Origin of the sequence: Martelella mediterranea, assembly GCF_021021415.1 — a bacterium.
Lineage (GTDB): Bacteria > Pseudomonadota > Alphaproteobacteria > Rhizobiales > Rhizobiaceae > Martelella > Martelella mediterranea_C.
The window spans coordinates 130,832-150,041 of record NZ_JAINWJ010000005.1 but is presented as its reverse complement, the minus strand read 5'-3'; the positions used below and the strand labels follow the sequence as shown (position 1 = coordinate 150,041).

Below are 19,210 nucleotides of genomic sequence, written 5' to 3'. Positions count from 1 at the left end.
ATGGCGCTTGCCCGCAACCGCCGTTCCAATCGCAGCGTCGATTACTGGCCGGGCTTTGTCGATGCGCTCGCCACGCTGCTGCTGGCGATCATGTTCCTGCTCACCGTGTTCGTGATCGGCCAGTTCATCCTGACGCGCGAGATTTCCGGCAAGGACGAGGTGCTGAACCGGCTCAACAGCCAGATCGCCGAACTGACCCAGCTTCTGGCGCTCGAAAAGGGCAATACCCAGGACGCCGAGGACATGATCGCCTCGCTGCAGGCCTCGCTGTCATCGGCGCAGGCCGAGCGCAGCCGCCTGCAGGCACTGCTGGATGCCGGCGCCGGCGCAAGCGACAGCGCCCAGGCGCAGATCGGCGCGCTCTCGGAAGACCTTGAGGCTGAGCGCCAGCTTTCGGCGCGCGCCCAGAACCAGATTGCGCTTCTGAACCAGCAGATCGCGGCGCTGCGCGCCCAGCTTGCCGCCGTCGAGGAGGCGCTGGAGGTGTCCGAGGCCAAGGATGAGGCGTCGCAGGCGCGGATCGCCGATCTCGGCCGCAGGTTGAATGTCGCGCTGGCGCAGAAGGTGCAGGAACTGAACCGCTATCGCTCGGACTTCTTCGGGCGGCTGCGGCAGATCCTCTCCGATCGCGAGAATATCCGCATCGTCGGCGACCGCTTCGTGTTCCAGTCGGAAGTGCTGTTCCCGTCCGGTTCTGATGAGCTCAATGACGACGGCCGCGTCGAACTCGGCAAGCTCGCCGATGCCCTGCTCGAAATCGTTCCCGAGATTCCCGAGGACATCAACTGGGTCCTGCGCGTCGACGGCCATACCGACGATGTGCCGATCCGGCCCGGCGGCCAGTTCGCCGACAACTGGGAACTGTCCTCGGCGCGCGCCAATGCCGTGGTGCGCTACCTGATTTCCGAGGGCGTTCCGGCAAAACGGCTGGTGGCTGCCGGCTTTGCCGAATATCAGCCGATCGCGGAGGGCAATTCGCCCGAAGCGCGCGCCCAGAACCGGCGCATCGAGTTCAAGCTGACGGAGCGGTAGGCGGAGGGCTTGCCTTCCGCGCCATGCTTTTCTATCTTCTCCACTCCGCAAGGATGGCGGGGCATCTGTGCCTTACCATCGCGCTTTTCCTGCGCTGATCTTCCTGTCAAGCGGACGAGGGCTCCTCCAGGAAGCATCCCATTTTGCTTTGGCAGGAGAAGCCATGTCCATGTTCAGCGCCGTTCGGCGGCCCAGTACGCGCCTTGTCGCCACCCTTCTGATGATCGGCGGCGTCGCCTCGTTCACCCTCGTCGACACGTTTTCCAAGACGCTCACCGACCGCCATGCCCCGGTTGTTGTGATGTTCATGCAATATGGCCTGGCGGCGGTGATGATGCTGCCAGTGGCGCTCGGGCGCGGCGCGGCGGGCTTTCGCATCATCGGGCCGCGGCTTCTGGTGCTGCGCGCCCTGATCGGCGTCGTCGTCAGCTTCCTGATCGTGACGTCACTGTCGCTGCTGCCGTTCACGGTCGCGGCGACGCTGTTGCAGCTCGAGACGCTGTTCTTCATTCCGCTGGCGATCGTGCTGTTGAAGGAGCGCGCGGACTGGCGGCGGTGGTTCGCGGTCGGTCTCGGGCTTAGCGGCGCTCTGCTGATCCTGCGTCCCGGCACGGAGACCTTTCAGGTCGCTGGACTTGTCGCGGTCGCTGCCGCGATTGCGCTCGCGCTCAAGAATGTCGTGCTGAAGCAGGTGGCGATGAGCGAGGCGACGGTGCCGGCGCTGTTCTGGATGTATGTGCTGATGGCCAGCATCGCCGCGATCCCGGCATGGTTCTCCTGGTCGGGCATGAGCGCCGCCGATTTCGGCCTGTTTGTCGTCTCTGCCGCGCTCGTCAACGCCAGCAATTACTGCATGCTGCGGGCGTTCTCGATGGCGGATGCGGTGCAATTGACGCCGGCGCTGCACACCGCCCTGCCGATGGCGGTGCTGATCGGCCTGGTCGTGTTCGGCGAATGGCCGAGCCCGATTGTCTGGGCGGGAATCGGGCTGATTTTCCTCGCGACATTCATGCCTTCGGGCCCGGCAAAAGTAGAGTAACTACCCCGCGCGCCGCTCGGTTTCGACATCGAACTGCAGCCGGGCGAGGCGGGCATAGAGGCCGTTCTTCTTCACCAGCGTTTCGTGCCGGCCTTCCTCGACGATCCGGCCCTCGTCCATGACCACGATCCGGTCGGCGGAGAGCACGGTGGCGAGCCTGTGGGCGATCACCAGCGTGGTGCGGCCCTGCATCAGCGTGCCGAGCGCCTGCTGCACCAGGATCTCGCTTTCCGCGTCGAGCGCCGAGGTGGCCTCATCGAGCAGCAGCACCGGCGCGTCGCGCAGCACGGCGCGGGCGATCGCAATGCGCTGGCGCTGGCCGCCGGAAAAGGTGATGCCGCGTTCGCCGGCCATGGTGTCGTAGCCATCTTCAAGCCTGGCGATGAAGCCGTCAGCCTGGGCGGCGATCGCCGCCGCGCGGACTTCCTCCCGGCTGGCATCGGGTCGCCCCAGCGCGATATTGTCGTGGATGCTCGCCGCGAAGATCGCGACATCCTGTGGCACCAGCGCGAACCGTGCGCGCAGCGCTTGCGGGTCGACATCGCGCAGGTCGAGCCCATCGAGCGTGATGCGGCCGGAATCGGGGTCGTAGAAGCGCAGCAGCAGCGAGAACAACGTGCTCTTGCCGGCACCCGAAGGGCCGACAACGGCGACGGTCTCGCCCGGCTGAACATTGAGCGAGACGCCCGAAAGGGCGCCGGCCTTGGCGCCGCCGGTGGGGTAGCGGAAGGCGATGTTTTCGATATGGATCGCGCCGGCGGCGGGCTCCGGCAGGGGCAGGGGATTTTCAGGGGCCGCGATCTCGCGCTTCTCGTGCAGGAGTTCGCTCAGGCGTTCGGCGGCGCCTGCGGCTAGCGACAGCTCGCCCCAGACTTCCGAAAGCTGGCCGAGCGCGCCGGCGGCGAGCACCGAGTAAAGCAGGAACTGGCCGAGCGTGCCGCCCGTCATCGTGCCGGCCAGCACCGACTGGGCGCCGAACCAGAGGATGGCGGTGATCGAGCAGAACACTAGGCTGATGGCGACCGCCGTCAGTCCGGCCCGCGCCTTCAGCGTCGAGCGAGCGGCAGCGAAGGCATGTTCGACGGCCGAACCGTAGCGCCGGCCGGCCATCGCCTCGGCGGTAAACGCCTGCAGCGTCCGGGTCGCGCCGATCGCCTCGCCGGCAAAGGCGGTGGCGTCGGCGAGTTCGTCCTGCGCGGTGCGCGAGCGCGCGCGGACATTGCGGCCGGCGGCGATCAGCGGCAGCACCACGATCGGGATCGCGGCGATCACCATCACCGAGAGCCGGGGCGAGGTGTAGACCATCATCGCCAGCGCGCCGATGCCCATGATCAGGTTTCTGAGCGCGATCGACGCGGTGGCGCCGAAGGCCGACTTGATTTGCACCGTATCGGCCGTCAGCCGCGACACGATCTCGCCCGACTGGTTGACGTCGAAGAAGGCGGGCGAGAGCCGCACGACATTGTTGAACACATCGCGGCGCAGGTCGGTCACGACGCGTTCGCCAAGAATCATCACGAAGAAATAGCGAAGCGCGCTCGAAATTCCGAGCGCCAGCGCCATAAGGCCGAGAACGATGAAGTAGTTGTTGATCAACTGGGCGTCGGAATCGGAAAAGCCGTGGTCGATGACGCGGCGCACCGCGATCGGAAGCGCCAGCGTGACGAGGGAGGCCGACAACAGGAACGTCAGCGCGCCCGCGACAAGGCCGCGATAGGCGCGGATATAGGGAAAAAGTCCGGCGAGCGGGCTCAGCGCCCGCGCCCTGTCGCCCCCGGTTGGTTCATTTCGGCTCAATGGATTTTCCTCGTTTCCGCCGGCCTTTGATATTGCTTTCGGCGGCTCTTGTTATTCGCCTCACGTTCCTGTATAGCGACCGCAACCTTGTCGACAGCCGTGGCCTTTTTGAGGTCTCACGGCTTTGTTTATTCAATAGGCCCGGCCGGCGCAATGGCCGCCAGACCTTAAACGAGCTTGCAGGAACGAGAGTTATGAAGGCTGATATTCATCCCGACTATCACATGATCAAAGTCGTCATGACGGACGGCACGGAATACGAAACCCGCTCGACCTGGGGCAAGGAAGGCGATGTGCTGAACCTCGACATCGACCCGACCTCGCACCCGGCATGGACCGGCGGCTCGCAGCAGCTGCTCGACCGCGGCGGCCGCGTTTCGAAGTTCAACAAGCGCTTCGGCGGTCTCGGCATCTGATTGCTGCCCGAGCAATGATTTTGAAAACCCGGCCTTTGCGCCGGGTTTTTTGTTGGGCTGTTTTGTCGCAGGAAAATGCGCCGCGAGCAGATCGGACGCGGGCCGATCAGCGGCGTGCAAACGCCGTCTGCAGCAGGTCGATCTGGGCGATCACCTGGTTTTCGGGGATTTCCGGGGCTTCGGCGGCGGCGGTCTTCAGCAGGCTGTCGTCAAGCTTGCGGATGCGCGCTTCGAGCCGGTCGGTGTGGGCGGCAAGGTCGCGGAAGCCGGGGGGCAGTTCGTTCCAGCCATGGGGGATGCGATCGTCACCGTCGCCGAGCCGGAGCTTGCGGCGCTCCTGCACCACCTGGTCCAGCGTCATCTCACCGGTATTGAGCGAACGCTGCAGCAGCAGCCATGAGGCGAGCTGCATCAGCCGGGTCGTCAGCCGGATCGATTCCGTGGAATAGAGCGCCGCGCCAAGCGGGCTCAGCATTTTCGCGGCGGCCCGGCCCGGACCGTCAAGATAAGCCGCCGTCGTCTCCACGAGCTTCATGCCCTCGGCATAAAGTGCGTAAAATTGCGGAGAGCTTGCGGCCCTGCCGGCAAAATCTATGGGTTTGGCCCCGGAACTGGTCATCAACTTACTCTGGCTACGCTGCCTGCCCTTGCGAGCGGGACTTGGACACTACCGAAAACAAATATACCTGTAGCGCAAAACCGCAAGACGTTTCTTAATGAAAGGTTAATACCCACTGCCAATCAGGAAAAGGCAAAAAAAGAGCCGCTAACGGGCGGCTCTGAAGTCAGAGGGTGATGATCGGAATCAAGACAGAGGTTCCGATACCGCATTGCGGATGTCCCCAATAAAATCCTTTAAAGGTTAATATTGCGTTTACGCGGCGGGAAGGCGCTATTTCTTGAAGAAACTTTCCGCCGCTTGCCGGTCGCTGCCCTTGCGCGCGATCGCCGCCTCGATGCGTTCGATCTCGGCGCGAAGCGCGTCTGCGAAGCCTTTCAGCGCCTCGACGGAATGCTGTTCGAGATCGGAACCGATCACATAATCGCTCTTCTTCGGCGCGGGCTCATCCTCGTTCCACATTCTCGGCCTCCTCGTTCGCTGGCGCGCGTTCGGCGCTTTCTTCCTCATACTCCCGGGGCGGCGTTCTGAACGCAACCCCTTCGCGGGTGGAGACGGGCGTGGCGGCGTCCGGCATCGCCATGAAGGCCTCGCGCTCGGCCATCGGCACGGGTGGCCTCAACCGCGCGCGCAACAGCGCGTAGGCGAGGATCATGAGATGGGCGAGGGCGGTGATGATGAACAGCGCATAGGGGCCGAAGGCTGACATGACCGGGCCGCCGACCGTCGGCCCAATGATCGTGCCGATCCCGAACAGGAACAACAGACCGCTCGAAATCTTCACATAGTCTTCCGGCCGGGCGAAGTCGTTGGCGTGCGATGCGGTGACCGGATAAAGCACGTTTGCCGTCGCGCCATAGATCACTACGAGGCCGATCAGCACCTCGGCGCCGGGTTTGAGCAGGAAAACCATCAGCGCGGCGAGCGCCGCCGTGCCCGCAAGCGCGGCGATCACATAACGCCTGTCGGTCATGTCCGAGATCTTGCCGAATGGAACCTGCGCCAGTGCACCGGCGAGGATCGCGCTGGTGACGAGAAGGGCGATCTCGGCATCCGGCAGGCCGGCGCGGGTCGCGAACACGGCAATGAGCGTGCCGAAGGCGCCGTTCGCGATGCCGGTCAGAAGCACGCCGATGCAGGCGACCGGCGAGTTTCGGTACAACAGCTTGATGTCGATCCTGACCGCCTGAAGGGGGCGCGGCGAGGCCGCATTCGACATCGTCGTAGGCAGCATGGCGACACAGTAGAATATGCCCGCGACCATGAACAGGATCGCGGTGTTGGTGTTGCCGAAGCCGACCACGAGTTGGCCGCCGACGACACCGAACAGGGTAATGCCGGTATAGAAGGTGAAGACCACGCCGCGGCTGGAATTATCGACCCGCTCGTTGAGCCAGCTTTCGATGATCATCTGGGTGCCGGCCATGGCAAAGCCGGTCGCGGCCCTGAGCGCGATCCAGGCATATTCATCGATATAGATGCCGGTCATCAGCGCCACCATGCAGATGATCGCGATAAAGCCCGAAAACGCGCGCACATGGCCAATGCGCATGATCAGTTTCGGGGCGAACAGACAGCCGAGTACAAAGCCGCTCGCCCAGGACGTACCGATCAGGCCAAGTGCCGTATCGCTGTAGCCTTCCGCCGCGCCGCGCAGCGGCAGAAGCAGGCCGTGCAGGCCGTTGCCGAGGAAGAGAAACAATGTGCCGAGCAGCAGCGCGAAAACGGGAAGTAAATTGCGTTTCATCAATGAACCTGGGTAATCTGAAATCAATTTTGGCGGGTATGGTTGCAACGCAACATAACCGCACTTGTTCCGGCGCGATTCTATCACCTGCGCGGCAAATTGCACTGTCGAATTATGGCTGTCGCGGGTGACGCGGCCGGCCTGTCGCTGTATGAGGGGCGAAAGCCCGTTGCGCCGGGCGGATGAGGAGAGACATGGCCAAGCTGATATCGCTGCTGCTGATCGCCGCCATGGCGGTTCAAATCATCAGACCGCTCGGGTTGCCCGGTCTGAAGAAGCGCATGGATTTCTGGAAGATCGCGGTCTTCGCGCTGGCAATGACCGCGCTGGTGGTAGCCATCCGCCCGTCCTGAGATAGACGCGTCGCCCTCGCTGAGGACACAACAAAAAGGCGGGCCGCAAGGTCCGCCTTCACAATCTGACGTCCACTCCAGCCTAATGCAGGATCTGGCTCAGGAACAGTTTGGTGCGTTCGTGTTGCGGGTTGTCGAAGAACTCGGCGGGTGCGTTCTGTTCGACGATCTGGCCCTGGTCCATGAAGATCACGCGGTTGGCGACCTGGCGGGCGAAGCCCATTTCGTGGGTCACGCACAGCATCGTCATGCCTTCCTCGGCAAGGCCCACCATGGTGTCGAGCACTTCCTTGATCATTTCCGGGTCGAGCGCTGAGGTCGGCTCGTCGAACAGCATGATCTTCGGGCTCATGCACAAAGAGCGCGCAATCGCCACGCGCTGCTGCTGACCGCCGGAAAGCTGGCCCGGATACTTGTCCGCCTGCTCGGGGATCTTCACCCGCTCAAGGTAATGCATCGCGATTTCCTCGGCCTCCCTCTTTGGCATCTTGCGCACCCAGATCGGCGCCAGCGTGCAGTTTTCGAGGATGGTGAGGTGCGGGAACAGGTTGAAGTGCTGGAACACCATGCCGACTTCGCGGCGGATCTCGTCGATCTTCTTCAGGTCGTCGGTCAATTCGATGTCGTCGACGACAATCTTGCCCTTCTGGTGTTCCTCCAGCCGGTTGATGCAACGGATCATGGTGGACTTGCCCGAACCCGACGGGCCGGCGATGACGATGCGCTCGCCCTTCATCACCTTCAGGTTGATGTCGCGCAGGACGTGGAAGTCGCCATACCACTTGTTGACGTTGATCATGTCGATCGCGACCTCGGTTTCCGAGACGACCATATGGGATGTATCTACGGTCTCTATATTCGTCATTTCAGTGTCCTCAGAGAGCTAACTTCTGTGTCCGGTGTCCAGGTAGCGTTCCATGAAGTTGGAATAGCGCGACATGCCGAAGCAGAATATCCAGAAAACGAGCCCGGCGAACAGCAGGCCGGTGATCGGGGTGACGGGCGAGGCCCAGGTGGAGTCGGTAAAGTTGAACTTTATGATGCCGAGCAGGTCGAACATGCCGATGATCGAGACAAGCGAGGTGTCCTTGAAGATCGAGATGAACTGGTTGACGATCGAGGGAATGACCAACTTGATCGCCTGCGGCAGAATGATCAGCCGCGTTGTCTGCCAGTAGCCCAGACCAAGCGACGCCGCGCCCTCGAACTGGCCTTTCGGCATCGCCTGCAGACCGCCGCGGATCACCTCTGCCATATAGGCGGAGATGAACAGCGACACGCCGACGATTGCGCGCAGGAACTTGTTGATCGTCATGCCCTCGGGCAGGAACAGCGGGAGCATTACGCTCGCCATGAACAGGATCGTGATCAGCGGCACGCCGCGCACCACTTCGATGAACATGATGCAGAGCGTGCGAACCACCGGCAGTCTCGAGCGCCGCCCGAGCGCCAGCAGGATGCCGAACGGCAGCGATACCGCGATCGCGAAATAGGAGAGAATCAGCGTCACCATCAGACCGCCCCAGTCCGACGTGTCGACGACGGGGAGGCCGAAAACGCCGCCATACAGGATGAAGAAGGAGACGAAGGGCAATGCCAGGAACAGCAGAAACGCGTTCCATGCCTTGTACGGCGCTTTCGGCATCAGCATCGGGATCAGCAGGATGGTGAATACCGCGCCGACGAGGATCGGACGCCAGAGTTCGGCGTCCGGATACCGGCCGAATATGATCTGATCCATCTTGTTGCCGATAAAGGCCCAGCAGGCCCCGCTCCATCCGTCAGGCTTGACGCCGCCCTGGGCCAGGGTTGCGCAGGCCGCGCGATCGGTCCCGGTCCAGGCGGCGTCGATCAGCAGCCAGTCGACGATGGGCGGGATGGCCCAGACCAGAAAGATAATGGCGATGATGGTGAGGATCGCATCCTTGGGGGTGGCGAAAAGATTTGCCCTGAGCCACTGGATTGCGGTGCCTTCTTTCTTTGGCGCAGGCTGCTGCGCCTGCATTTCCTTTCGGACATAAGCCACATCTTGCGCCATCTTATCTCTCCACCAGAGCCATCTTGGCATTGAACCAGTTCATGAAGATCGATGTCAGGATCGACAGGGTGAGATAGATGATCATCCAGATTGTCACGACCTCGACAGCCTGGCCGGTCTGGTTGAGGACCGTCTTGCCGACGGCGACGATATCGGCGTAGCCGATCGCGACGGCGAGCGAGGAGTTCTTGGTAAGGCTCAGATATTCGGATGTCAGCGGCGGAATGATGATCCGCATCGCCTGGGGCACGACGATGAGCCGGGTGACCTTGCGCGGGTGCAGACCGAGCGCCGAAGCGGCCTCGGTCTGTCCCTTGGCAACGCCCAGGATGCCGCCGCGGATCGTCTCCGCCATGAAAGCCGCGGTATAGAGCGACAGCGCAAGATAGAGCGACATGAACTCCGGGCCGATGACGGCGCCGCCGGCGAGGTTGAAACGGCCTTTGACCGGGATGTCGAAGGTGATGGGCATTCCGGCGGCGAAATAGGCGCCGAGCGGAAGCAGGATCAGGATGGCGATTGCGGTTCTGACAACCGGAAACTGCTGGCCGGTTGCCATCTGGCGGCGCTTGGCCCAGACGGCAATGCCGATGACAGCGGCGATTGCCACAACCAGCGCGGCGGCCATAAGCCAGGAACCGGGCCCGAAGATCGGGGTGGGAAAAGCCAGACCGCGATTGTTGAGGTAGATGTCCAGGGGCATGGCGATCGAGTCGCGCGCCGAAGGCAACAGCGACAGGACGCCGGTATAGAAGAAGAAGATGACGAGCAGCGGCGGAATATTGCGGAATATCTCGACATAGATCTCGCTGAGCCTGGCGATCAGCCAGTTCGAGGAAAGCCGCCCGATCCCCACGATAAAGCCGACGATTGTCGCGGTGATGATGCCAGCGACCGAGACGATGACCGTGTTGATGATGCCGATGACGAGCGCCCGGCCATAGGTCATGTCGTTATTGTAGGCGACCGGCGTCTGCGCGATATCGAAACCGGCGCGGCTGTCGAGAAAGCCGAAGCCCGACGCGATGCCGGCGTTTTGAAGGTTGGTGATGGTGTTGTCCGTGACCCACCAGACAAATCCTACGACCAGAATGACCGTCACCAACTGGTAGACGAAACCTCTGACGGCGGGATTGTATAGAAGTGCGGCAGCCCGCGACTCCCCCAAGGGAGCGTTGCTTGTCGTGTCAGCCATGTGTTCCCCGGTTTGCCCGAAAGGTTTATGTTATTTTGCCCGGAAGGGTTCTTATTTTATACGGCGCATGGCGGATGACCGCCATGCGCCTGATTGTATAGGTTTATAACCGCAGCTTAGCGGATCGGCGGGCCGTACTGCAGGCCGCCATCGGTCCACAGCGCGTTGAGGCCGCGGTCGATCTTCAGCGGGCTGCCCGTGCCGACGGTCTTGTCGAAGACTTCGCCGTAATTGCCGACGAGCTTGATGACGTTATAAGCCCACTTCTCGTCGAGGCCGAGATCGGCGCCGAGCTTGCTGTCGGTTTCGGTACCGAGCAGGCGCTTGATCCCCGGATTGTCGGAGGACTCGGCGATCTCGTCGACGTTTTCGGAGGTGATGCCGAATTCCTCGGCGTTCAGCATCGCGTAGTGAACCCACGATACGACGTCGCCCCACTGGTCGTCGCCCTGGCGCCATGCCGGGCCGAGCGGCTCCTTGGAGATGATTTCCGGCAGGATCACGTAGTTGTCCGGATCGGTGAGCGTCAGACGGATCGCATAAAGGCCCGACTGGTCGGTGGTGTAGACGTCGCAACGGCCCTGGTTGAAGGCGTTGTTGACGTCTTCGAGCTGTTCGTAAACGACCGGGTTGTAATCCATGCCGTTGGACGAGAAGTAGTCGGCGAGGTTGAGCTCGGTGGTGGTGCCGGACTGCACGCAGACGGCAGCGCCGGAGAGTTCCTTGGCCGAGGAAACGCCGAGGTCCTTCGGCACCATGAAGCCCTGGCCGTCATAGTAGTTGACGGTGCGGAAATCGAGGCCGAGCGAGGTATCGCGCGACAGCGTCCAGGTGGTGTTGCGGCTCAGCACGTCGACTTCGCCCGACTGCAGCGCCGGGAAACGGTCGGTTGCCGTCAGGGCAACGAAATTCACCTTGTCGGGGTCGCCGAAGATCGCGGCGGCGATAGCGCGGCAATATTCGACGTCCAGACCGGACCAGTTCCCCTCATTGTCGGGCGCGGAAAAGCCTTGCAGGCCCGTGCTGACGCCGCAGGTCAACGTTCCTTTGGACTTCACGTCGTCAAGTGTCGCGGCCGCAGCGCCCTGGGCGCCAAGCCCCAAGACTACTGCGCCGATCGCGGCTGACAGAATCGTCTTTCTCATTTTCCCAACCTTTGTTTATCGTTGAAATCTCGAGTTGCCGCCGCGACCAGTTCAGCTCAGGCCGGTAACGACAACTGCCCGCTACCCCTCGGGGCGAGCGGACTTATCACAGTCGTTATTTTCCGTATGGTCAATACTCGGCTGTCAAAAATGGTCTGTTTTCATGGAAAAGGTACACTTTAGTCTAATAAATGAGCAGGGAGCCAAAAACTGTGCGTGACGTTGCTGGGAAACAGGGCAGCCCGTTGTCTTGTTTGTTTTATTGACTATCGATCAACTACCGCGAAATCGTTCAGCCTTGACCGGCCTTCCGCAAAACTCCAAAACACCGGTGCGTTTTTCACAACCGTGCGATTGGATGCCATGGCCAGAATACCAGATGCCGCCTCTAAGCTGGGGGACAATAGCAAGCTCGCCCATTGCGGGAACGACCCGCACGCCTTTCACGGCTTCGTCAATCCGCCGGTAGTGCATGCCTCAACCGTGCTGTTTCCCGATGCTAAAACGACGGTGGAAGGGAGCCAGAAATACACCTATGGCACCCATGGCACGCCGACCACGGATGCGGCCAACGCGGCCTTCACCATGCTGGAAAACGCTGCCGGCACGCTGCTCTACCCTTCAGGGCTTGCTTCGATCACCATGCCCTGGCTCGCCTTCCTCAAGCCTGGGGATCACATCCTGATCGTCGATTCGGTGTATGATCCGGCCCGTCGTTTCGCCGACAACGTGCTGACGGGGCTCGGGGTGGAAGTCGAATATTACGACCCGGCGCTCGGGGCGGATATCGAGGGCAGGTTCAGGCCGAACACGAAGCTGCTGCATACCGAATCCCCCGGCTCGAACACGTTCGAAATCCAGGATATCCGGCTCCTCTCCGACATCGCCCACGCCCATGATGCGATCGTGTCGATGGACAATACCTGGGCGACGCCGCTCTATTTCAAGCCGCTCGATTTCGGCGTCGACCTGTCGCTCAACGCGGCGACGAAATACCCCTCCGGCCATTCCGATATCCTGATGGGCACGGCCTCTGCCAATGAACGCTGCTTCCCTCAGCTTCTCCGGCACTATACCTGGACCGGCATGTGCGCGGCCCCGGACGATGCCTACCAGATCCTGCGCGGGCTGAGGACGATGGGCGTGCGTCTGGCGCATCATCAGAAAAGCGCGCTTGAGATCGCGGCCTGGCTGGAGGGCCAGCCGGGCGTGTCGCGGGTGCTTCATCCCGGCCTGCCGTCATTTCCGGGTCACGATCTGTGGAAGCGCGACTTCAAGGGTGCGACCGGCCTTTTCTCGATCGTGCTTGCCGCGGAAGAAGGGGCCTTCCGCCGCCGCCAGCACGCCTTCCTCGACGCGCTGGGCCTGTTCGGCATCGGCTATTCCTGGGGCGGCTATGAATCGCTCGCGGTTCCGGTGAACCTTTCCAACCGCTCGATCAGCAAGGCGCCCGCGGACGGCCCATTGATCCGCCTCCAGATCGGCCTTGAGGATGTCCAGGACCTGATGGCCGATCTCGAAAAGGGACTGGCGGCGGCGCGAGCGGCGTAGAGGCGTCGACCTGTTCCCATGACATCAAGAAGCCGGCGATCGGATGCGATCGCCGGCTTGTTTTTTACCATCGTCCCCCGCGATGACCACCGTGGAACTCCATCGGTGGACGATGATATCCGGGCGGGGGGCCGCCATGATAATAGGGCGGCGGCGGTCGATAGCCAGGACGGCCGACCGGCGGATAATGCGGTGGCGGCGGCTGGCGATAAACCGGGCGCGGTCCGCCCCATGGCGGGCGATATCCGGGCGGCGCGCGCCAGCCGGGCGGCGGACCACCCCAGCCGGGCGGGGCGCGCCAGCCCGGCGGCGGATAATAGGGGCGCGGCGGATAATAGGGCGGGTAGCGACCCCAGGTATTGTACCAGGGATAACCGCGATAATAGTTGTTCCAGTAGGACTGGGAAAACGCAGTGATGGCGACGCCGGCGCTAAAGGCGATCGCCGGCGACAGCGTCTGGCGCTGGTTCTGGTAGACGATCTGGATGTAGCGGGCAGCCAGCCAGCCGCGATAATTGGCGTAGGACACGTCGCACCAGCTGTAATCGGCAAGGCAGCCATTGTTGACGAGGCTGGCGCCCGCCGGAACGACGGTGACCTTGGGATAGGACGTCGAGGGACCGGCGCGAAGATTGACGTTGGAGGTGGCGTAGGCGGCGGTCGCCGCATGCGCCTGAACCGACATCAGCGCTGCCGCCAGCGCGATGCCGGCGGATTTAAAAACGGCGCTTGCTCTCATGGTTTCTCCCCGAAAAAAGTGTTGAAGCCGATGCTAACACAAAACGAACTATGAGGCGCGGAAGCTGAAGGCCAGATGAACGGGGCCGGGGCAACCGGCCATCCCGGAACTTGCGCAACCGGCGTCAGACCTGATGAAGACCGTAGGCCTCATAGCCATAAAGCCAATCCAGCTCCCGGACAAGGGAATCGGGCGAGCGCATGGTCAGCACGGCGTCGCGGCCGAGCCGGAAGGGGCCGCGCGCATGATAGGCGAACCTGTTCAGGCCGGTGCGCTTCTTCAGGCGCTCCAGCCGGGGGCGACGATGGGCCTCGAACGCCGCAAAGGCCGTCGGCGCGGGCATTTCGGCCAGAAAGGCGGCGAGTTCGAAGCCGTCCTCGATCGCCATGGCCGCGCCCTGCGCCGAAAACGGCATCATCGCATGCAGCGCATCGCCGATCATGATGGTATCCGCGCCATTGTGCCAGCGGCCGTCGCCAACCTCGTAAAGCGGCCAGGCCGCTGGTGAGACCTTCGAGAAAAGCCGCTTGAACGCGCCGTTCCAGCCGCCGAAATGCTTTTCGCGGGCCACCTGCCAGCTATGATCGGCATTGCCGTCCCAGGTCTCGCCCGGGTTGGCGCCGGCGGCGATCGCCACGAGGTTGAAGCCGCTGACATCGCGCAGCGGATAGGCGACCAGATGGGCGCTCGGCCCCATGAAGGCGGTGATGTGCTCGCGGTTCAGGAAGGCCGGCGTGTCTTCCGACGAGACCACGAAACGCCAGGCGATATTGCCCGAAAACCGCGCTGTCGCGCTTCCCTCTATCCGGCCGCGGCTGGCGGACCAGACCCCATCGGCGCAGATGATGGCATCGGGCTTGCGGCCGCCATCGGCGACACGCGCCGCGATATCGCGCGATGTCGCGCGCGCGCCAAGCTTCAGGTTGGCGAGCGGTTCTTCGGCGACTGCCTGTGCCAGCGCCGTCTGCAATGTGGCCCGGTGCAGCACGCCATAGGGCCCGTTCCAGCGCGCGCGGGCCTCGCTCATCGGCAGGCCGGTGATCCGGCGTAGGCTGACGCCTGAGGCAAGCGTGATCTCGCGCGGTTCGCGCCACTGGCTTTCCAGCCGGGAAAGCACGCCGACCCGTTCAAGGCAGCGCGCGGCATTGGGCGAAATCTGCAGGCCGGCGCCGACCTCGTTCAGCGCTTCCGCCTGTTCGAAGATATCGCTGGAAATGCCGCGTCGGGCGAGCGCCAGCGCCACGTTCAGCCCGGCAACGCCCGCTCCGATGATGGCGACATGTTGAACTGTCATGGCATCCCTTGACCGCCGAAAGCCTCGTCCGGCGGGCGCGCGGTCAGGCCGCGTCGACCCGATAGGCGCAGCCGGCCGGTTTGGTCTCATCTGCGTGAAGGGCGGGGTTGTAGCGGTAATGCGTCGAGCAATAGGAACAGACGGCTTCGTCGTCATCGCCCATATCGATGAAGATATGCGGATGGTCGAAGGGCGCGGACGCGCCGACGCACATGAATTCCTTCACCCCGACCTCGATGGAGCGATGTCCCTCGTCGTTCTTGAAATGCGCGATCGCGTGACCAGCCATAATTGTCTCCGGTTCCTTGAGCTTTCGGCGCGGACACTATAACTCTTTGCCGCAAATGTGTAGTACCCGATTTGTCGCTGAGGCGGCTTTTCGCGGGCGTGTTTTGACAATGATCAGCCGCGGTGCAGCCATGAATTTCAATCTCCCGGATTTCGACAGTTTCAGCCATGACGGCCTCGATCTTTCCTATTTCGATGTCGGCAACGGCGAGCCTGTCCTGCTGATCCACGGCTTCGCCTCGACGGCGTCCGTCAACTGGGTGCATCCGGGCTGGCTGAAGACGCTGGGCGAGGCGGGCTACCGGGTGATCGCGCTCGACAATCGCGGCCATGGCAAGAGCGACAAGCCGCACGATCCCGAACGCTATTATCCGAGGCTGATGGCCGGAGATGCCGCAGCCCTGCTCAATCACCTCGGCATCGAAAGCGCTCATGTGATGGGCTATTCCATGGGCGCGCGCATCGCCGCCAATCTGGCGCTCGCCCATCCGGCAAAGGTCCGCAGCCTGATCTTCGGCGGTCTCGGCATCGCGCTTTGCGACGGGGCGGGGGACTGGGATCCGATCGCCGAAGCGCTGCGCGCGCCTTCGCTGGATGACGTCACCCATGAGCGCGGCCGTATGTTCCGTGCCTTCGCCGACCAGACCAGAAGCGACCGGATCGCGCTTGCCGCCTGCATCGAGACCTCGCGCGAGCTCGTGAGCCGCGAGGATGTCGGCCGCATTGCCGCGCCCACGCTGATCGGAGTCGGCACCCGCGATGATCTCGCCGGTTCCGCCCAGACCCTTGCCGGGCTGATGCAGAATGCGCGAGCGCTCGACATTCCGAACCGCGACCATATGCTCGCCGTCGGCGACAAGGTGTTCAAGCAGGCGGTTCTGGATTTCCTCGACGACGTCGCTGACACGAAAAACTGAAGACCGCCGCATTGGTAATTGCGGCCGGCTGATCTATATTCCCGCAAATTGCGTCCTTCATCGTGCTGTCGGCGACGGCAGGTGCGACGCCCGGAGAACCGGAAGAAAAGGAGGCCGTCATGGCCGCGCAGCCCGAAAAGAACAGCCAGGAAACCAATCTGAAGGCCGTCGATCCGATCTGGGCGAGCCTCAGGGCGGAAGCCGAATACGCGCTGGAAAAGGACCCGATCCTCGCAGCGTTTCTCTATTCGACCATTCTGAATCATGATTCGCTGGAGGATTGCGTCGTCTACCGCATCTGCGAGCGGCTCGACCACCCGGATGTCCAGGCGATCCTTCTGCGCCAGACCTTCGAGGAAATGCGCCGCGACTGGCCGGAATGGGGCGATATCCTGCGCGTCGATATCCAGGCGGTCTATGATCGCGATCCGGCCTGCACGCGGTTCATGGAGCCGGTGCTCTATTTCAAGGGCTTCCACGCGATCCAGACCCATCGTCTGGCGCACTGGCTGTGGAATCGCGGCCGGCGGGATCTGGCGCTCTATCTGCAGAGCCGGTCCTCCAGCGTGTTCCAGACCGATATCAATCCGGCCGCGAAGATGGGCAAGGGCATCTTCCTCGATCACGCCACCGGCCTCGTGGTCGGCATGACGGCGACGATCGGCGACGATGTCTCGATCCTGCAGGGCGTCACCCTCGGGGGCACCGGCAAGGAGACCGGCGACCGCCACCCCAAGATCGGCGACAGCGTTCTGATCGGCGCGGGGGCGAAGGTGCTGGGCAATATTTCGGTCGGCAAGTGCTCGCGCATCGCTGCCGGATCCGTGGTGCTGAAGCCGGTGCCGGCCAATTCCACGGTCGCGGGCGTTCCCGCCAAGGTCATCGGCACGGCCGGCTGCTCCGATCCCGCGCGCTCGATGGACCAGTTGATCATTTCCGAGGAATAGGCGCGGGCGAGAACAAATCCGTGCGGCCGCGCGTTTGCGTTTCGCCGGCGCGCATGGCAAAAGCCGCGGACATTGCAAAGGCCAGACGGAGAAAATCCCTTGAAACAAGACGAAATCAAAAAACTCGACGCCTATTTCAAACGTCTCTTCGGCCCGAGCTTTGCGGTCCGGGCGCGGCCGCGCAAGGATGATTCCTGCGAGGTCTACAATGGCGAGGAATTCATCGGCGTCATCTATCTCGACGACGAGGACGGCGACCGCTCCTACAATTTCTCGATGGCGATCCTCGACGTCGACCTCGAAGGCTGAGCGCGCTTAAGCCTGTGGCCAGACTGTCGGCCGCAAAAAAAAAGCCGGCCCGTGTGAGGGCCGGCAAAAAGGCGGAAACAATTCGGTGATGTGAAGTCAGAGGGCAGTATGTCACTCTTCAAAATCCGGGGCGGCAATAGACAGGTTACGGCAATCGTACCAGGCGGCGGGTGGCACCGCCTTGCCCCGTGGTTTGGATAGTGTAAGAACATCTCGTTTTGATGACATTGAGACGCAATTAAGCCTTCATTCCGAAAAAATCCGGAAAGTTGCCAGCGCCTCGGAAGGGAATGAGATGCCGCCGCTTTCCGAACTTCTCGAACTTTGCGTATTGCTGGCGCTTGCCGGCGGAATTGCCGGGTTTCTGGCCGGGCTCTTCGGCATTGGCGGCGGCGCCGTGCTGGTTCCCGTGTTCTATCAGGCCTTCGCCCTGTTCGGCGTAGACGACGGGTTGCGCATCAAGCTGAGCGTCGGCACCTCGCTGGCGATCATTATTCCGACATCGCTGCGCTCCTTCCAGTCGCATTACAAGCGCGGCGCGGTCGACATGGCGGTGCTCAGGCGGTGGGTGATCGCGGTGCCGTTCGGGGCCATGGTTTCGACGCTGGTGATTGCCTATGCGCCCGGCAGCCTGTTGCGCGGCGCCTTCGCGGTGATCACGCTGTTGATCGGCCTGAAGATGCTCTATCCGAAATCGGCGGAGTGGCGGCTCGGCGATGACCTGCCGAAAAACCCGGCTTTGTTCGTCTATGGCTGGCTCATCGGCCTGCTCTCCGGCCTGATCGGCATTGGCGGCGGCACGCTCAACAACACTTTCATGACGCTCTTCAACCGGCCGATCCATCAGGCAGTGGCAACGTCCGCGGGGGTCGGCGTGCTGATTTCGATACCGGGCTTCATCGGTAATATTGTTGGCGGCTGGGGCAAGGCGGGGCTTCCGCCGCTGTCGACCGGCTATATCAACTGGGTGGCTGTCGCCCTGATCATCCCGATCACGATGCTGATCGCGCCGCTCGGGGCCACCGTCGCGCACGGGCTCAGCAAGCGCAAGCTGGAAGCCGGCTTCGGCATCTTCCTGCTGATCATCTCGGCGCGGTTTTTCTATTCGTTCTTCTGATCTGCTATTCGGTCAGGCGTAACTCGTCCGAGCGCATGTCGACCGAGGTCAGTGTCGAGAGAAAGCTCATGCCGAGCAGGCTTTCGGCAAGCCGGCCCTCCGTCGCCACCATCGCCTTGACATTGCGCCGCGTGATCGGGCCGATCGAAACCTCATCGAGTGTTATGGGCGCGGCCATCGCCGTGCCGTTGGCTGTGGTCACCATGGCGGTATAGCTGAGATCGGAGCCTTCAAACCCTATGCGGGCGGCGTCGCGCGCCGTCAGTGTGACGCGGCTTGCGCCCGAATCGACCAGCATGGTGATCGTCTCGCCATCGACCTCGACATCGGCGGCGAAATGGCCGTCCAGGCGCTTGTGGAGGATCACCTGCTGGCGTCCGTCGGACGTGGTGGTTTCCATCGCCATGCCAGGGATCAGCCCGCTGAAGAGCCTCGCGCCGACAGTGCGGAAATCGTCGCGGAAGATGTAGGCCGCCGCCACCACCAGAAGCACCGCCGCCCAGATCAGCAGCGACTGAAACACGAAGCCCAGATTGCGCCGGCTTTGCAATACGCCCGCCGAGACCAGCAGCAGGATCGGCGCGAGCCAGAGGGTGCGGGCAAAATCATCGCTGTTGACGCCAAGCGTGGTGCCGCTGGTGCCCGTGACCATGAGGAGGATCATGCC

Annotated in this window: 21 protein-coding genes; 9 read left to right on the top strand and 12 right to left on the bottom strand. The window is 62.6% G+C overall.

The genetic code is table 11. The annotated features are described in order from the left end of the window. On the top strand, positions 1 to 1,032 hold the full coding sequence (locus K7H91_RS03900; RefSeq protein ID WP_230718901.1) for a peptidoglycan -binding protein: 1,032 nt from the start codon (positions 1 to 3) through the stop codon (positions 1,030 to 1,032). Between the two features lie 163 nt (positions 1,033 to 1,195). Next, the gene (locus K7H91_RS03895; protein ID WP_230718900.1) at positions 1,196 to 2,071 is read left to right on the top strand and encodes a DMT family transporter; all 876 of its coding nucleotides are present in this window, start codon (positions 1,196 to 1,198) and stop codon (positions 2,069 to 2,071) included. Here the strand turns inward: K7H91_RS03895 and K7H91_RS03890 are convergent, their stop codons facing one another. Continuing rightward, the gene (locus K7H91_RS03890) at positions 2,072 to 3,868 is read right to left on the bottom strand and encodes an ABC transporter transmembrane domain-containing protein (protein WP_230718899.1); all 1,797 of its coding nucleotides are present in this window, start codon (positions 3,866 to 3,868) and stop codon (positions 2,072 to 2,074) included. A gap of 194 nt (positions 3,869 to 4,062) precedes the next feature. On the opposite strand from K7H91_RS03890, the gene rpmE reads away from it, so the two are divergent. Continuing rightward, positions 4,063 to 4,284 (top strand): 50S ribosomal protein L31, encoded by a 222-nt coding sequence (gene rpmE / locus K7H91_RS03885; protein ID WP_018066325.1) that lies wholly within the window; start codon positions 4,063 to 4,065, stop codon positions 4,282 to 4,284. 106 nt (positions 4,285 to 4,390) lie between these two features. Here rpmE and K7H91_RS03880 read toward each other — a convergent pair whose 3' ends face one another. From K7H91_RS03880 to K7H91_RS03870, 3 genes are all read right to left on the bottom strand, one after another. Next, the gene (locus K7H91_RS03880; RefSeq protein WP_230718898.1) at positions 4,391 to 4,903 is read right to left on the bottom strand and encodes a DUF1465 family protein; all 513 of its coding nucleotides are present in this window, start codon (positions 4,901 to 4,903) and stop codon (positions 4,391 to 4,393) included. A gap of 273 nt (positions 4,904 to 5,176) precedes the next feature. Then, positions 5,177 to 5,365 carry a DUF1192 domain-containing protein gene (locus tag K7H91_RS03875; RefSeq protein ID WP_230718897.1) on the bottom strand — a complete coding sequence of 63 codons (189 nt, stop codon included), beginning with the start codon at positions 5,363 to 5,365 and terminating at the stop codon, positions 5,177 to 5,179. Beyond that, positions 5,349 to 6,650, bottom strand: coding sequence for an MFS transporter (locus K7H91_RS03870; protein ID WP_230718896.1), 1,302 nt, complete (start codon positions 6,648 to 6,650; stop codon positions 5,349 to 5,351). Before K7H91_RS03870 ends, K7H91_RS03875 begins: the two co-directional genes overlap by 17 nt. A gap of 194 nt (positions 6,651 to 6,844) precedes the next feature. Between K7H91_RS03870 and K7H91_RS03865 the strand changes: the two genes are divergently transcribed. Then, positions 6,845 to 7,003 carry a hypothetical protein gene (locus K7H91_RS03865; protein WP_018066329.1) on the top strand — a complete coding sequence of 53 codons (159 nt, stop codon included), beginning with the start codon at positions 6,845 to 6,847 and terminating at the stop codon, positions 7,001 to 7,003. Positions 7,004 to 7,085: 82 nt separating this feature from the next. Here the strand turns inward: K7H91_RS03865 and K7H91_RS03860 are convergent, their stop codons facing one another. From K7H91_RS03860 to K7H91_RS03845, 4 genes are all read right to left on the bottom strand, one after another. Then, entirely contained in the window at positions 7,086 to 7,868 is a 783-nt protein-coding gene (locus tag K7H91_RS03860) for an amino acid ABC transporter ATP-binding protein (protein WP_330165985.1), read from the bottom strand. An 18-nt stretch (positions 7,869 to 7,886) separates the two neighbouring features. Continuing rightward, positions 7,887 to 9,041 carry an amino acid ABC transporter permease gene (locus tag K7H91_RS03855; protein ID WP_230718895.1) on the bottom strand — a complete coding sequence of 385 codons (1,155 nt, stop codon included), beginning with the start codon at positions 9,039 to 9,041 and terminating at the stop codon, positions 7,887 to 7,889. Position 9,042: 1 nt separating this feature from the next. Continuing rightward, positions 9,043 to 10,236 carry an amino acid ABC transporter permease gene (locus K7H91_RS03850; protein WP_230718894.1) on the bottom strand — a complete coding sequence of 398 codons (1,194 nt, stop codon included), beginning with the start codon at positions 10,234 to 10,236 and terminating at the stop codon, positions 9,043 to 9,045. A 116-nt stretch (positions 10,237 to 10,352) separates the two neighbouring features. Further along, positions 10,353 to 11,381 (bottom strand): amino acid ABC transporter substrate-binding protein, encoded by a 1,029-nt coding sequence (locus K7H91_RS03845; RefSeq protein WP_230718893.1) that lies wholly within the window; start codon positions 11,379 to 11,381, stop codon positions 10,353 to 10,355. Positions 11,382 to 11,744: 363 nt separating this feature from the next. On the opposite strand from K7H91_RS03845, the gene K7H91_RS03840 reads away from it, so the two are divergent. Beyond that, a complete protein-coding gene (locus K7H91_RS03840; RefSeq protein WP_230718892.1) occupies positions 11,745 to 12,932 on the top strand; it encodes a cystathionine beta-lyase in 1,188 nt (395 codons plus the stop codon). Between the two features lie 64 nt (positions 12,933 to 12,996). On the opposite strand, the gene K7H91_RS03835 is transcribed toward K7H91_RS03840, so the two are convergent. From K7H91_RS03835 to K7H91_RS03825, 3 genes are all read right to left on the bottom strand, one after another. Beyond that, complete coding sequence (locus K7H91_RS03835) at positions 12,997 to 13,671, bottom strand: SH3 domain-containing protein (RefSeq protein ID WP_230718891.1); 675 nt, start codon at positions 13,669 to 13,671, stop codon at positions 12,997 to 12,999. Between the two features lie 124 nt (positions 13,672 to 13,795). Further along, positions 13,796 to 14,965 (bottom strand): FAD-dependent monooxygenase, encoded by a 1,170-nt coding sequence (locus tag K7H91_RS03830; protein ID WP_230718890.1) that lies wholly within the window; start codon positions 14,963 to 14,965, stop codon positions 13,796 to 13,798. 43 nt (positions 14,966 to 15,008) lie between these two features. After that, on the bottom strand, positions 15,009 to 15,254 hold the full coding sequence (locus tag K7H91_RS03825; protein WP_230718889.1) for a zinc-finger domain-containing protein: 246 nt from the start codon (positions 15,252 to 15,254) through the stop codon (positions 15,009 to 15,011). 130 nt (positions 15,255 to 15,384) lie between these two features. On the opposite strand from K7H91_RS03825, the gene K7H91_RS03820 reads away from it, so the two are divergent. The 4 genes from K7H91_RS03820 to K7H91_RS03805 all read left to right on the top strand — a co-directional run bounded on the left by K7H91_RS03820 (position 15,385) and on the right by K7H91_RS03805 (position 18,543). Next, positions 15,385 to 16,170 (top strand): alpha/beta fold hydrolase, encoded by a 786-nt coding sequence (locus K7H91_RS03820; RefSeq protein ID WP_230718888.1) that lies wholly within the window; start codon positions 15,385 to 15,387, stop codon positions 16,168 to 16,170. Between the two features lie 119 nt (positions 16,171 to 16,289). After that, on the top strand, positions 16,290 to 17,117 hold the full coding sequence (cysE, locus tag K7H91_RS03815) for a serine O-acetyltransferase (protein ID WP_230718887.1): 828 nt from the start codon (positions 16,290 to 16,292) through the stop codon (positions 17,115 to 17,117). 99 nt (positions 17,118 to 17,216) lie between these two features. Further along, a complete protein-coding gene (locus K7H91_RS03810) occupies positions 17,217 to 17,426 on the top strand; it encodes a DUF3126 family protein (RefSeq protein ID WP_018066339.1) in 210 nt (69 codons plus the stop codon). A gap of 295 nt (positions 17,427 to 17,721) precedes the next feature. Further along, positions 17,722 to 18,543: a sulfite exporter TauE/SafE family protein gene (locus K7H91_RS03805; protein ID WP_230718886.1), complete on the top strand. Its 822-nt coding sequence runs from the start codon at positions 17,722 to 17,724 to the stop codon at positions 18,541 to 18,543. A gap of 4 nt (positions 18,544 to 18,547) precedes the next feature. Here the strand turns inward: K7H91_RS03805 and K7H91_RS03800 are convergent, their stop codons facing one another. Then, positions 18,548 to 19,207, bottom strand: coding sequence for a retropepsin-like aspartic protease family protein (locus K7H91_RS03800; protein WP_230719014.1), 660 nt, complete (start codon positions 19,205 to 19,207; stop codon positions 18,548 to 18,550). Positions 19,208 to 19,210 lie beyond the last annotated feature (3 nt).

What these genes read in the sequence shown, in the direction of transcription:
- K7H91_RS03900 (WP_230718901.1), top strand. Translation starts at nt 1, where the DNA reads ATGGCGCTTGCCCGCAACCGCCGTTCCAATCGCAGCGTCGATTACTGG.
- K7H91_RS03895 (WP_230718900.1), top strand. Translation starts at nt 1,196, where the DNA reads ATGTCCATGTTCAGCGCCGTTCGGCGGCCCAGTACGCGCCTTGTCGCC.
- rpmE (WP_018066325.1), top strand. Translation starts at nt 4,063, where the DNA reads ATGAAGGCTGATATTCATCCCGACTATCACATGATCAAAGTCGTCATG.
- K7H91_RS03880 (WP_230718898.1), bottom strand. Translation starts at nt 4,903, where the DNA reads ATGACCAGTTCCGGGGCCAAACCCATAGATTTTGCCGGCAGGGCCGCA.
- K7H91_RS03875 (WP_230718897.1), bottom strand. Translation starts at nt 5,365, where the DNA reads ATGTGGAACGAGGATGAGCCCGCGCCGAAGAAGAGCGATTATGTGATC.
- K7H91_RS03870 (WP_230718896.1), bottom strand. Translation starts at nt 6,650, where the DNA reads ATGAAACGCAATTTACTTCCCGTTTTCGCGCTGCTGCTCGGCACATTG.
- K7H91_RS03865 (WP_018066329.1), top strand. Translation starts at nt 6,845, where the DNA reads ATGGCCAAGCTGATATCGCTGCTGCTGATCGCCGCCATGGCGGTTCAA.
- K7H91_RS03860 (WP_330165985.1), bottom strand. Translation starts at nt 7,868, where the DNA reads ATGACGAATATAGAGACCGTAGATACATCCCATATGGTCGTCTCGGAA.
- K7H91_RS03855 (WP_230718895.1), bottom strand. Translation starts at nt 9,041, where the DNA reads ATGGCGCAAGATGTGGCTTATGTCCGAAAGGAAATGCAGGCGCAGCAG.
- K7H91_RS03850 (WP_230718894.1), bottom strand. Translation starts at nt 10,236, where the DNA reads ATGGCTGACACGACAAGCAACGCTCCCTTGGGGGAGTCGCGGGCTGCC.
- K7H91_RS03845 (WP_230718893.1), bottom strand. Translation starts at nt 11,381, where the DNA reads ATGAGAAAGACGATTCTGTCAGCCGCGATCGGCGCAGTAGTCTTGGGG.
- K7H91_RS03840 (WP_230718892.1), top strand. Translation starts at nt 11,745, where the DNA reads ATGGCCAGAATACCAGATGCCGCCTCTAAGCTGGGGGACAATAGCAAG.
- K7H91_RS03835 (WP_230718891.1), bottom strand. Translation starts at nt 13,671, where the DNA reads ATGAGAGCAAGCGCCGTTTTTAAATCCGCCGGCATCGCGCTGGCGGCA.
- K7H91_RS03830 (WP_230718890.1), bottom strand. Translation starts at nt 14,965, where the DNA reads ATGACAGTTCAACATGTCGCCATCATCGGAGCGGGCGTTGCCGGGCTG.
- K7H91_RS03825 (WP_230718889.1), bottom strand. Translation starts at nt 15,254, where the DNA reads ATGGCTGGTCACGCGATCGCGCATTTCAAGAACGACGAGGGACATCGC.
- K7H91_RS03820 (WP_230718888.1), top strand. Translation starts at nt 15,385, where the DNA reads ATGAATTTCAATCTCCCGGATTTCGACAGTTTCAGCCATGACGGCCTC.
- cysE (WP_230718887.1), top strand. Translation starts at nt 16,290, where the DNA reads ATGGCCGCGCAGCCCGAAAAGAACAGCCAGGAAACCAATCTGAAGGCC.
- K7H91_RS03805 (WP_230718886.1), top strand. Translation starts at nt 17,722, where the DNA reads ATGCCGCCGCTTTCCGAACTTCTCGAACTTTGCGTATTGCTGGCGCTT.
- K7H91_RS03800 (WP_230719014.1), bottom strand. Translation starts at nt 19,207, where the DNA reads ATGATCCTCCTCATGGTCACGGGCACCAGCGGCACCACGCTTGGCGTC.